Below are 11,401 nucleotides of genomic sequence, written 5' to 3'. Positions count from 1 at the left end.
CCTCGGTTGGTGTGTGGCGGGCGGGAGGCGCCTTGTCACAGTCTATCCGAAGCGGCGGCGAACTCCACCATCCCGATCAGGCGATCACGCGCGGCGAGGCGAGGGTTCGGTCACCAGGAGCGGGGCCGGTCGTCCCACTCGCCCCAGCCTCGGCGCTCGTCGTCGCGGCGGTAGCGCGAGGGGGTCGGCGGGTCCTCGTCCTCGGGGCGCTGCGGCCGGTCGGCCCCGTACGGGGAGGCCGGCGGCTGCGATCCGTAGCCGCCCTGCGGCATGCCCTGGGCCTGCCCGGGCGCGTACGGCTCGTCCGTCGCAGGCGGCGGCGCATACGGGTCACGCCCGCCCTGCGGCGGGTACGGCGACTGCTGCGGGCTCGGCTGCGGCGACGGGCTCGGCTGCGGCGGCGGCGCGTACGGGTCGTGTCCGGCTGGCGGCTGCGGCGACGGGCTCGGCCGAGGCGGCTCGAACATCGACGAACCGGTCGGCGGCGGCGTCGGCGACGGATGCGGCTGAGTGGCGGCCGGATCGCCGAACGAGCTCTGCGGGGGCCGCGCCGGGGGCGGGCCGCCGGGCCCGCCGGCCTGCGGCATCACCTGCGTGGAGTCGCCGCCGGGGCCCTGGGGGGCGCCGGGGACGTTCGGGGGGCCGCCGGGGGCTCCCGGTCGACCGGGCCCGCCGGGTCCCTGGACGGTGGAGAGGATCCGGGTGTCGTCCTCCGGGGGCGGGCCGCCGGGCCCGCCGGCCTGCGGCATCACCTGCGTGGAGTCGTCGCCGGAGCCGTAGGCGGGGCCGAACGCCGAGCCGGGGGCGCCGGGAGCCCCCGGAGCGCCGGCCTGGCCGTCCTGGACGAGCGGTCCGTTGTGAACCATGGTGGGGGCCTCGGCCCCCGGAGCCGGCCCCGACTGGTAGACACCGGGGCTGCCGACCTGGGCGGCGGTCGGCTGGTGGTCGGGGGGCCCTTCGGGGAAGCGGTCCTCGGCGCCCACTTCATCGTCGTCCTTGCCGCCGCGCAGCAGGAAGATGATGCCGACGATGCCGCCGACGACCAGCAGGCCGCCGACGATCAGGAGGAAGAGCAGCGTCCCGGACATGCCGCCGCCCTCGGCGGCGGCCACCGACGGCGTGGGCTCCTCGCTGGCCGCCTCACTGGTAGCCGCTTCGGTGGTCTCCTCGGCTTCTTCTTCCACCGGGTCGATGGTCATGTTCTGGCTGAAGCCGGTCCCCTCGGCGACGTCGAACTCCGTCTCGCGGTCTTCGAAACCCTCTTTGGAAACGGTGAGTTTCAACGTGCCGGGCGCGATGAAGGTGCCGTCGTCGCTGCCCTCGAAGCGGAACTGACCGGAGCCGTCGGTGCTGGTCTCGTGGTCGGTGCCTTCGCCGTCGGTGAGCACGACCTTGGCGCCGTCGATCGGTTCGGCGTTCGAGGTGACCTGGCCGGCGACCTCGGTGACCGAGCTCGGCCCGGCCTGGGCGTGGCCGGCGACGGTGACGCTGGTCTTCTGCTCGCCGTTGCCCCGGCCACCGGCGTTGATCTTGAGTTCCCCGGTCTTCGTCTCTCCTTCGGGCAAGTCCGACTCGCCGACCGGGGCGATCACGAACTGGATCTGGCGCTGCTCGTTCGGCGTCATGCCCGAGCAGGTGGCCTGGGCGACGTTGGTTCGGGTGCAGGCGCCCTCCTGAACGTCGATGCTCGCGAGTTCGTCGAGGCCCGAGAGTTCGGCGGTGATGACGACGTCCTGCGGACCCTTGTCGCCGTCGAAGGTCGCCTTGACTTCGTGGGTGACGTACGCGGGGGCACCGCCGACGTCGACCCACTGGTCGTGACCGGTGGAGATCCAATGCTCGAAGTCGGCGGCGTGAGCGGCCTGCGGAAGAGCGAAGGCGCCGAGCAGGACGCCGAAGAGCGCGGCGAGTCCGACCAGGCGTGTGCGCAGGCGACCCCGTGGCCTCGGCCGAGACGGGGAGAGGCTACTCTTGGCCCAGCTCCGATCGGCCTCTGCGGCAGTCATCTACATCCCCTCCTGGGCATGCCCAAGGGCACTGTTCACCCACTGTCGCGGGTCGTCGACGCCACTATGCCTGGTCTCAATTCGGTTACGGGACGCGGGTATGGGCACAGCGGCGCGCGCCGAACGGCTCGGCGCCACCCCGCGAATTCTAACCTTGCATGAAGGAATCTCCATGGATGCTGTGGCCGACGCCATCGCCGCGTTGGACGACGACAGGGCACCGGATCGCGAGACGCTCAAGGGCGCGGTGCGCGAACTGCTGGGGCGACTGGCAGAGCGCGCACCCGGGCATTCGGTGGAAGTGCGGGTGCCACCGTACGGGGCGGTGCAGTGCGTCGCCGGCCCCAGGCATCGCCGCGGGACCCCGCCGAACGTCGTCGAATGCCCGCCGCTGGTCTTCCTCGAACTGGCCGCCGGGCGGATCCGCTTCGACGAAGCGGTCGCATCGGGCCGGGCCACGGCCTCCGGGCAGCGCGCCGACCTGTCGGAGCAGTTGCCGCTCATCTGAAGCATGAATTCTCGGTGAACGGTCCCGCACCGGCCGGAGCGGGACCGCCTCGTCGACGCTATTCGCCCAGGCCCGCGCCGATGCGGCCCTTCCAGGCCGCCGCGAGGTCGTCGCGGGTGATGTCGAAGTGGTCGCGCAGGTGCAGCCCGTCGGTGCTCGAGTCGGTCACGCCCAACGGCGTGATCGGCACTCCCCGCTGCTCGCACGCCCCGCGCACGGCCACCTCCTGGCCGCGCGGGATCACGATGAGCACCCGCCCGGTCGATTCGCTGAACAGGTAGGTGAACGGGTCGACGCCCTCGGGCAGCAGGACCTGGGCGCCGAGCTCCGAGCGCATGATCGCCTCCACCAGCGCCTGCGACAGCCCGCCTTCGGACAGGTCGTGCGCGGCCGCGATCTGCTCGGTCGAGGCCAGGCGCGCGAGCAGTTCGGCCAGCTTCATCTCGTGGTCGAGGTCGACCTTCGGGGGGACCCCGCCGAGGTGGCGGTGGGCGGCCCAGGCCCACTCCGAGCCCGAGAGCTCCTCGGCGGTCGTGCCGAGCAGCGCGATGGTGTCGCCGGCCTCCCCCAGCCCGACCGGGATCCGGCCCCGCACGTCGTCGATGACGCCGAGCACGCCGATCACGGGCGTCGGGTGGACGGCCTCGCGCCCGGTCTGGTTGTAGAAGGAGACGTTGCCGCCGGTCACGGGGATGCCCAGGCGCTCGCAGCCGTCGGCGATGCCGGTCACGGCGCGCTCGAACTGCCACATCACGTGCGGGTCCTCCGGCGAGCCGAAGTTCAGGCAGTCGGTGACCGCGATCGGGGTCGCACCGGTGGTCGCGACGTTGCGGTAGGCCTCGGCGAGCGCCGACTGCGCCCCCGAGTACGGGTCGAGGCGGGCGTAGCGGCCGTTGCCGTCCAGGGAGATCGCGATGCCGACGCCGGTCCGCTCGTCCAGGCGCAGCACCCCGGCGTCGTGCGGGGCGGCCAGGACGGTGTTTCCGAACACCGAGGAGTCGTACTGCTCGGTGACCCAGGTGCGGTCGCACAGGTTCGGGGAGGCGGCCATGTCGAGGACGGTCTGCCGCAACTCGTCGTCGCCGGACGGGCGCGACAGCGTCTCGGCCCGGTCGACGGCGACGAGCGCCCGGTCGTTCGGTTCGGCGATGGGCCGCTCGTAGACCGGGCCCTCGTCGGCCAGGCTCGCCGGCGGCACGTCGACGACGGTCTGGCCGTGGTAGTCGACCACGAGCCGGCCGCTGTCGGTGACGGTGCCGATCTCGGTGGCCAGCAGGCCCCAGCGGTGGGCGCGTTTCAGGACGGTCTCGGCGTGGGCCGGGTCGACGATGAGGAGCATCCGCTCCTGGGACTCGGACGCGAGGATGTCGTGCGGCTCCATGCCGGCCGCGCGCAGCGGAACCCGTTCGAGGTCGACGTGCATGCCGCCGTCGCCGGCCGCGGCCGTCTCCGACAGGGCGCAGGTGAGCCCGGCGCCGCCGAGGTCCTGGATGCCGACCACGAGTCCGGCGTCGAACAGTTCCAGGCAGGATTCGATGAGGAGTTTCTCGGTGAACGGGTCGCCGACCTGCACCGAGGGTCGCGAGTCGGCGTCGCCGTCCTCGTCGAAGGTGGCGCTGGCGAGGACCGAGACGCCGCCGATGCCGTCGCGGCCGGTCTTGGCGCCCAGCAGGATCACCGCGTTGCCGACGCCGCTGGCCTGCATCGACTGGAGGCGGCGCCGCGGCATGATGCCGACGCTGAGCGCGTTGACGAGCGGGTTGCCCTGGTAGCTGGGGTCGAAGACGGTCTCGCCGCCGATGTTGGGCAGACCGACGCAGTTGCCGTAGTGGCCGACGCCGTCGACCACGCCGGGCAGGACGCGGGCGGTGTCGGGGTGGTCGGCGTCGCCGAAGCGCAGCGAGTCCATCACCGCGACCGGGCGGGCGCCCATGGCGAGGATGTCGCGGATGATGCCGCCGACGCCGGTCGCCGCCCCCTGCTTGGGTTCGACGTAGGACGGGTGGTTGTGGGACTCGACCTTGAAGGTCACCGCGATCTCGTCGTCGACGGCGACCACGCCGGCGTTCTCGCCGATCCCGGCCAGCAGGCGGTCGGTCTTCGGGTTCTTCCGCGCGAACTGGCGCAGGTGGACCTTGCTGGACTTGTACGAGCAGTGCTCGGACCACATGATGGAGTACATCGCCAGCTCCGACTGGGTGGGCCGGCGGCCGAGCACGTCGCGGATGCGTTCGTACTCGTCTTCCTTGAGCCCCAGTTCGGCGTACGGCTGCTTCTCGTCCGGCGTCGCCGAGGCGACGCCGACGCTGTCGACGACGACGTTGAACCGGCTGGTCATCTGACGGCTCCCTCGTTCAGGTGGGCCAGGACCGAGGCGACGACGCCGAGCCCGTCGGTGGACGGGCCGGTCAGCGCCTCTACGGCGTGCTCGGGGTGGGGCATGAGTCCGACGACGTTGCCCGCCTCGTTGCAGACCCCGGCGATGTCGCGCATCGCGCCGTTGGGGTTGTCGAGGTAGCGGAACACGACCCGGCCGGCGGACTCGAGTTCGTCGAGCGTGGCCTCATCGGCCACATAGCGGCCCTCGCCGTGCTTGGCCGGGAACACCACCTCGGCGCCCTCGCCGTAGGCGCGGGTCCAGGCGGTCTTCGCGGTCTCGACGCGCATCCGCGCGGGCCGGTTGCGGTACCGCAGGTGGGCGTTGCGCACCAGCGCGCCGGGCAGGAGGTGGGACTCGCACAGCACCTGGAATCCGTTGCAGACGCCCAGGACCGGCAGGCCGGACTTCGCGGCGTCGGCGATCAGGCCCATCACCTCGCTGAAGCGGGCGATCGCGCCGCAGCGCAGGTAGTCGCCGTAGGAGAAGCCGCCGGGCAGGATCACCGCGTCCACGCTGCGCAGTGCGGCCTCGTCGTGCCACAGCGAGACCGGTTCGGCGCCGGACAGGCGCACGGCGCGGGCCGCGTCCCGGTCGTCGAGCGAGCCGGGGAAGGTGACCACGCCGACGCGGGCGCCGGTCCCGCGGTCCCGGCGCTCCTCGGGCACGACGCCGCTCATGCGGCGTCCTCCGCGGCCACCGAGATGTGGAAGTCCTCGATAACGGGGTTGGCCAGGAGCTTGTCGGCGATGATCCGCGTCTGGCGCTCGAGGTCGGTCGCGTCGTCGTCGAAATCGAGCTCGACGCGCCTGCCGATCCTCACCGAGGACACTCCGTTCACACCGATGCGGGGCAGCGCCCCGAGCACGGCCTCGCCCTGCGGGTCGAGGATTTCGGGTTTCAGCATCACGTCGACCACTACTCGGGCCACGATCGCACTCCTGTCGGTCACTTGGACGGGACGGGACCTAGCATATTCAGCGCCTTTGGCCCGGGCCAGTCGCGCGCGCAGCGGCTCGGTTCTGAGTCACAGGAAGTCATAGGATGTCTCCGGGCCGGTAGGCGGCCGCCTCTGGGTGGGCTTTCGCGGCCTCGGCCACCCGATCGGCGACCCGGTCGATCTGACTCCTTGCGGCACCGGCGAATTCACCCGGATCGGCTACGAGACCCGAGAGCGCGTCGCGGTCGAGCGGGAGCCGGTCGTCGGCGGCGAGCCGGTCGAACAGGTCGTTCTCGCGGCGCCCCTCCTCCCGCATCGCGCGGGCGACGGCGACCGCGTGCTCCTTGATCGCCTCGTGCGCGTCTTCGCGGCCCGCGCCGCGCTTCACGGCCTCCATCAGGACTTTCGTCGACGCCAGGAACGGCAGGTACCGGTCGAGCTCGGCGCCGACGACCGCCGGGTAGGCCCCGAAGTCATCGACAATGGTGAGAAACGTCTCATAGAGCCCGTCGACGGCGAAGCACAGGTCCGGCAGCGCGACGCGGCGGACCACCGAGCAGGACACGTCGCCCTCGTTCCACTGGTCGCCGGCCAGCTCGCCGAGCATCCCCGCGTAGCCGCGGGCGATCGCGGCCAGTCCGTTCACCCGCTCGGAGGAGCGGGTGTTCATCTTGTGCGGCATGGCCGAGGAACCGACCTGGCCCTCGGCGAACCCCTCGGTGGCGAGCTCGGCTCCGGCCATGAGCCGGACCGTGACCGCCGCGCTCGAAGGCGCGCCCACGGCCTGGACCAGCGCGGTGGCGACCTCGTAGTCGAGCGAACGCGGATAGACCTGGCCGACCGAGTCCATCACCCGCTCGAAGCCGAGGTGGGAGGCGACGCGCCGCTCCAGCTCACCGAGCCGGTCGGCGTCGCCGCCGAACAGGTCGAGCTGGTCCTGCGCGGTCCCGACCGGGCCCTTGATGCCCCGCAGCGGGTAGCGGCGCAGCAGGTCCTCGATCCGGTCGTAGGCCGCCAGCAGCTCCTCGGCCCACGAGGAGAACCGCTTCCCGAGCGTCGTGGCCTGGGCCGGGACGTTGTGGCTGCGTCCGGCCATCACCAACCCGCGGTGCTGCTCGGCGCGCGCGCCCAGCCGCACCAGCGCCGCCACCAGCCGGTCGCGGACCAGCTCGAGCGACTGCCTGACCTGCATCTGCTCGACGTTCTCGGTCAGGTCGCGGCTGGTCATGCCCTTGTGGATGTGCTGATGGCCGGCCAGCTCCGAGAACTCCTCGATGCGGGCCTTGACGTCGTGCCGGGTGACGCGCTCGCGCGCGGCGATCGACTCGAGGTCGACGGTGTCGAGGACCCGCTCGTAGTCGGCGATGACGCCGTCGGGCACGGTCACGCCCAGGTCGTGCTGCGCCCGGAGCACGGCGAGCCACAGCCGGCGTTCGGCCTTGATCTTGCCGACCGGGTCCCAGATCTCGCGCATCCGCTGGGACGCGTACCGCTCGGCGAGCACATTCGGAATCACCGGCCCATCATGACATCGGGCACGCGCTCGCCCGCGCAGCGTCGGCGCGCCTGTAGGCCGGCCCGCACCGGCCCCGTAAACTGGCCCCGTGCGAGTACTCCTGATCGGCTCCGGCGGCCGCGAGCACGCCGTGGCGGCGGCGCTGGCCGCCGACGAATCCGTGGAAACGCTCATCTGCGCCCCCGGGAACCCGGGCATGGCCCGGCTCGGCGAGTGCGTCCGGATCAACCAGAGCGACCCGGCCGCGGTCGCGTCGCTCGCGGTGACCTCCGCCGCGGACCTGGTGGTGGTCGGACCCGAGGCCCCGCTGGTCGCCGGAGTGGCGGACGCGGTGCGCGCCAAGGGGATTCCCGTATACGGACCGGGCCGCGAGGCCGCCCGCATCGAGGGTTCGAAGTCGTTCGCCAAGGACGTCATGGCCGCCGCCGGGGTGCCGACCGCACGGGCTCGCTCGTGCGGGACGCGGGAGGCGATCGAGGCCGCACTCGACGAGTTCGGTGCACCGCACGTGGTCAAGGACGACGGGCTGGCCGCCGGCAAGGGCGTCGTCGTCACCGAGGACCGCGAGGAGGCCCTGACGCACGCGCTCGACTGCGAGCGGGTCGTGATCGAGGAGTACCTCGACGGCCCCGAGGTCTCGCTGTTCGTGATCGCCGACGGCAAGAGCGCTCGCGCGATGCTCCCGGCGCAGGACTACAAGCGCATCGGCGAGGACGGGCTGGGGCCGAACACCGGAGGCATGGGCGCCTACACGCCGCTGCCGTGGGCCCCGGACGACCTGGTGGCCGACATCATGGGGCGCGTCGCCGAGCCGACGCTCGCCGAGCTGGCCGCCCGCGGGACGCCGTTCGTCGGCACCCTCTACTGCGGCCTGGCGCTCACCTCGAAGGGCCTCAAGGTCGTCGAGCTCAACGCCCGCTTCGGCGACCCGGAGGTCCAGCCGATCCTCGCGCTGCTGGAGAGCCCGCTGGGCGAGCTGCTCTACGCCGCAGCGACCGGGAAGCTCGAGGACTTCGGGCCGCTGTGGTGGCGCGAGGGCGCGGCGGTGAACGTGGTGATCGCCAACGAGGGATACCCCGGCGAGGTCGTCAAGGGCCGGCCGGTCTACGGCGCCGACGAGGCGGGCGTGCTCCACGCCGGGACCGCCCTCGACGCCTCGGGGCAGCTCATCGCCACCGGCGGACGCGTCGTCAACTGCGTCGGCACCGGCGACTCGGTGGCGCAGGCCCGCGTCGAGGCATACGAGCTGGCCGACGGCGTGAAACTCGAAGGCGGCTACCACCGCCGGGACATCGCCGCCGGTCTCTGAACCGCGCTCGCGGCGCGTTCGCGCCACAATGAGGAATGAGCGCAATCGACATTCGACCCGCCCTCCCGGCCGAGCTCCGGGACGCGGCGGGCCTGCGGTGGTCCTGGGAGCACGAGCACCCGCCGGTCCCCCGCATCGACCGCGAGCGGTACGTGGAGGCCTTCGCCGAGTGGGCGGCCCGGCACACCGAATCGCACCGGTGCCTGGTCGCGGCGCGCGACGGCCAGGTCGTGGGCATGGCGTGGCTGGCGGTCGCCTCGCGCCCGCCGACCCCGCGGGACTTCGATCGGGCCTGCGGCGACCTCCAGTCGGTGTACGTGCTGCCCGACGAGCGCGGCCGCGGCGTCGGGGGCCGCCTCGTCGCGGCCGTGCTCGAGCTGGCGCGGGACCTCGGGCTCTTCCGGGTAACGGTCCAGGCGGGCAGCGAGTCGGTCCCGTTCTACACCCGGCAGGGCTTCGCCGCGACGGCCGGATTGCTGATCGCCGAGCCGTCCGCGTCCGACGACGGATGACGATCCCGCTCGCCGACCGCGCGGCCGGGGGCCGGAGTACGGCCCGGCTCGGGTGCGGCGGTCGGGCCTCCAGCCCGGCGAGCCGTACGGGCCGGGTCCTGATGCGGCCGGGAGTTTCGCTCTCCGGTGGCGGGGCGGTTTTGGCGTACGCTGAAACAGACCAAGGGAGGTTTCCTTCCGTTGGTATTGGGAGGTGGGCCGCCGTTCTGTTTTGCTCATAGGTGGGCGGCCCACCGGTCCATTTGCTTTTGTCGGCTGCGCGTGGCGCTTCATTCGACGGTCGCACAGGTTCGCGGCTCGGACGACCAGCGACACGCGCGCCGCTCCCGTCTCAACAGTCCTTGATGGTGCCCTTCGGTCACATCAGATTTTCGTAGGGCCGTGCTATTCCGTCGTAATGCTTGGCTCAGGAACGGCTGTGTTTCACGACTCAATGGGAAGCGGGTCCCTGGCGATCGGGCACGACATGCACCTGGGGCCGCCGCGTCCGCTGCCGAGCTCGGAACCGGGAATGGTCATGGTCTTGATCCCCGCCCGTTCGAGACGGCCGTTGGTGACCGTGTTGCGCTCGTAGGCGACCGCGACCGCCGGGGCGAGGGCGAGGGTGTTGTTGCCGTCGTCCCACTGCTCGCGCTCGGCGGTGACCACGTCGCGGGCGCCGGTGTGGATGATCTCGATCCGCTCGACCCCGATCGCCTCGGCGGCGGCGTCGAGGAAGCTCCTCGGCCCGTCGATGGCCGGGTCCTCGCCGTCGCCGGGGGTGATCGTGTAGGCGTCGAGCCGGTTCTCGGCCGGCGCGTACATCACCATGCGGTCGACGTCGACCATGGTGCAGACGGTGTCGAGGTGCATGGTCGCGCGCCGCTGGGCGATGGGGACGGCCAGGACGGTGCGGACGGTGCCCCGCTCGAACACCCGCCGGGCCAGGCGCTCGACGCCGGCCGGGGTGGTGCGCTCGCCGACGCCGACGGCGAGGACCCCGGGCGCCAGCGCGAGGACGTCGCCGCCCTCGAGGTGCTCCAGCGACGGGTCGTAGATCTTGGGCACGTCGGCGAAGCGATGGTGGTGCCGGTAGATGACGCTGGTCAGGGACGTCTCGCGGCGGCGCGCGGGCATGGCGAGGCTGGTGACGGCCACCGCGTCGCCGATCCACACCGACGAGTCGCGGGTGAACATCATGTTGGGGAGCGGCTCGATGACGAAGTCGGTGCCGCGCATCAGCTTGCCGCGCAGGCTCCCTCCCGAGCCGAACTCCTCTTTGGTCAGACCCTCGACGAGGACCGCGGCCAGCCGCTCGGGGCCGAGATCGGAGAGGTAGGCCCGCAGTTCGCGTCCGAGGGTCTGGCCCAGGCGGGGGTCGGCGGCGGCCGAGGCGATCGCCTCCTCCCGCGCCTCGGGGAGGTAGAGGCACTCGGTGAGCAGGGCGCCGACGTAGAGGACCTCCACGCCGTGGTCGAGCAGGGTCCGGGCGAACCGGTCGTGCTCGGCCTGGGCGCGCTCGACCCAGGGGACGCCGTCGAACAGGAGGGCGCCGTTGTTGCGGGGCGTCAGGCGGCGCAGCTCTCCGCCGGGCCGGTGCAGGATGACGCTCCGCAACCGGCCGACTTCGGAATTGATCCCGAACGATCGTTCAGTCGAACTCATGATCCAGACAATAGAGGCACTGCCACCGAAGATCAACTTTTCCCTGTTATCGTGGATAGACCCAGCGTGACGACAACCCCCGGGATATCCATGACACAACTGGAATTGGTCATCCCCCTTCGCGCCCCGGCACCCGGCACCGATGGCAGGCGGCTTCATCCCGGGCTGGTTCCGTGGCGTGCCGCGGTGTGCGCGAGCACCGATCCCTGCCTGCTGCTCGCGGCCGACACGCGCATCGTGGCGGTCGCCGAGGCGGCCAAGGAGATGCTGCGACTGCCGGTAGACGTGGAGACGGCCCGCCCCCGATTCCTCAACGCCGGATTGAGCTTTCTGGACTTCACCGCGGACGCGAATCCGCTGGGCGAGGCCGAGCTGGCGCGGCTGGCGCCGATCCAGGCGCTGCAGACCGACGCCCTGGAGCACGGCCTGATGCGCCTGGAGCAGGGCGGGAGCCACCGGACGTTCGACGTGATCGCCTCCCCGCTGCACTCCCCGCCGCAGCTCGACGCGATCGGCTCGCTCGCCTTCGTCACCGCGGTCGGCCTGTAGGCCGCGGCGCGCACCGGACGTCCACCATCACCGTCCATAC

10 protein-coding genes are annotated in these 11,401 nt (G+C 72.1%); 4 read left to right on the top strand and 6 right to left on the bottom strand.

Features of this window, described 5'->3' with window-relative positions:
* Nucleotides 1-110 precede the first annotated feature (110 nt).
* Nucleotides 111-2,006, bottom strand: a complete 1,896-nt coding sequence (locus CUT39_RS06965; RefSeq protein WP_100445235.1) for a carboxypeptidase-like regulatory domain-containing protein — start codon at nt 2,004-2,006, stop codon at nt 111-113.
* 172 nt (nt 2,007-2,178) lie between these two features.
* Between CUT39_RS06965 and CUT39_RS06960 the strand changes: the two genes are divergently transcribed.
* Nucleotides 2,179-2,514, top strand: coding sequence for a sterol carrier family protein (locus CUT39_RS06960; RefSeq protein ID WP_100445234.1), 336 nt, complete (start codon nt 2,179-2,181; stop codon nt 2,512-2,514).
* Nucleotides 2,515-2,572: 58 nt separating this feature from the next.
* On the opposite strand, the gene purL is transcribed toward CUT39_RS06960, so the two are convergent.
* From purL to purB, 4 genes are all read right to left on the bottom strand, one after another.
* Nucleotides 2,573-4,852: a phosphoribosylformylglycinamidine synthase subunit PurL gene (purL, locus tag CUT39_RS06955; RefSeq protein ID WP_100445233.1), complete on the bottom strand. Its 2,280-nt coding sequence runs from the start codon at nt 4,850-4,852 to the stop codon at nt 2,573-2,575.
* Nucleotides 4,849-5,571: a phosphoribosylformylglycinamidine synthase subunit PurQ gene (purQ, locus tag CUT39_RS06950; protein WP_100445232.1), complete on the bottom strand. Its 723-nt coding sequence runs from the start codon at nt 5,569-5,571 to the stop codon at nt 4,849-4,851. Before purQ ends, purL begins: the two co-directional genes overlap by 4 nt.
* Nucleotides 5,568-5,822 carry a phosphoribosylformylglycinamidine synthase subunit PurS gene (purS, locus tag CUT39_RS06945; RefSeq protein WP_100445231.1) on the bottom strand — a complete coding sequence of 85 codons (255 nt, stop codon included), beginning with the start codon at nt 5,820-5,822 and terminating at the stop codon, nt 5,568-5,570. Before purS ends, purQ begins: the two co-directional genes overlap by 4 nt.
* Nucleotides 5,823-5,928: 106 nt before the next feature.
* On the bottom strand, nt 5,929-7,347 hold the full coding sequence (gene purB, locus CUT39_RS06940) for an adenylosuccinate lyase (RefSeq protein WP_232805642.1): 1,419 nt from the start codon (nt 7,345-7,347) through the stop codon (nt 5,929-5,931).
* A gap of 88 nt (nt 7,348-7,435) precedes the next feature.
* On the opposite strand from purB, the gene purD reads away from it, so the two are divergent.
* Both purD and CUT39_RS06930 read left to right on the top strand, forming a co-directional pair.
* Entirely contained in the window at nt 7,436-8,656 is a 1,221-nt protein-coding gene (purD, locus tag CUT39_RS06935) for a phosphoribosylamine--glycine ligase (RefSeq protein WP_100445229.1), read from the top strand.
* Nucleotides 8,657-8,691: 35 nt separating this feature from the next.
* On the top strand, nt 8,692-9,168 hold the full coding sequence (locus tag CUT39_RS06930) for a GNAT family N-acetyltransferase (RefSeq protein ID WP_100445228.1): 477 nt from the start codon (nt 8,692-8,694) through the stop codon (nt 9,166-9,168).
* 423 nt (nt 9,169-9,591) lie between these two features.
* Here CUT39_RS06930 and CUT39_RS06925 read toward each other — a convergent pair whose 3' ends face one another.
* A complete protein-coding gene (locus tag CUT39_RS06925) occupies nt 9,592-10,812 on the bottom strand; it encodes an arginine deiminase (RefSeq protein ID WP_100445227.1) in 1,221 nt (406 codons plus the stop codon).
* 186 nt (nt 10,813-10,998) lie between these two features.
* Between CUT39_RS06925 and CUT39_RS06920 the strand changes: the two genes are divergently transcribed.
* The gene (locus tag CUT39_RS06920) at nt 10,999-11,361 is read left to right on the top strand and encodes a hypothetical protein (RefSeq protein WP_100445226.1); all 363 of its coding nucleotides are present in this window, start codon (nt 10,999-11,001) and stop codon (nt 11,359-11,361) included.
* Nucleotides 11,362-11,401 lie beyond the last annotated feature (40 nt).

This window comes from Glycomyces xiaoerkulensis, from assembly GCF_002798405.1.
GTDB lineage: Bacteria > Actinomycetota > Actinomycetes > Mycobacteriales > Micromonosporaceae > Glycomyces > Glycomyces xiaoerkulensis.
Note: the sequence above shows the minus strand (reverse complement) of the source record. Positions and strands in the feature narration are given on the sequence as shown.

What these genes read in the sequence shown, in the direction of transcription:
- CUT39_RS06965 (WP_100445235.1), bottom strand. Translation starts at nt 2,006, where the DNA reads ATGACTGCCGCAGAGGCCGATCGGAGCTGGGCCAAGAGTAGCCTCTCC.
- CUT39_RS06960 (WP_100445234.1), top strand. Translation starts at nt 2,179, where the DNA reads ATGGATGCTGTGGCCGACGCCATCGCCGCGTTGGACGACGACAGGGCA.
- purL (WP_100445233.1), bottom strand. Translation starts at nt 4,852, where the DNA reads ATGACCAGCCGGTTCAACGTCGTCGTCGACAGCGTCGGCGTCGCCTCG.
- purQ (WP_100445232.1), bottom strand. Translation starts at nt 5,571, where the DNA reads ATGAGCGGCGTCGTGCCCGAGGAGCGCCGGGACCGCGGGACCGGCGCC.
- CUT39_RS06930 (WP_100445228.1), top strand. Translation starts at nt 8,692, where the DNA reads ATGAGCGCAATCGACATTCGACCCGCCCTCCCGGCCGAGCTCCGGGAC.
- CUT39_RS06925 (WP_100445227.1), bottom strand. Translation starts at nt 10,812, where the DNA reads ATGAGTTCGACTGAACGATCGTTCGGGATCAATTCCGAAGTCGGCCGG.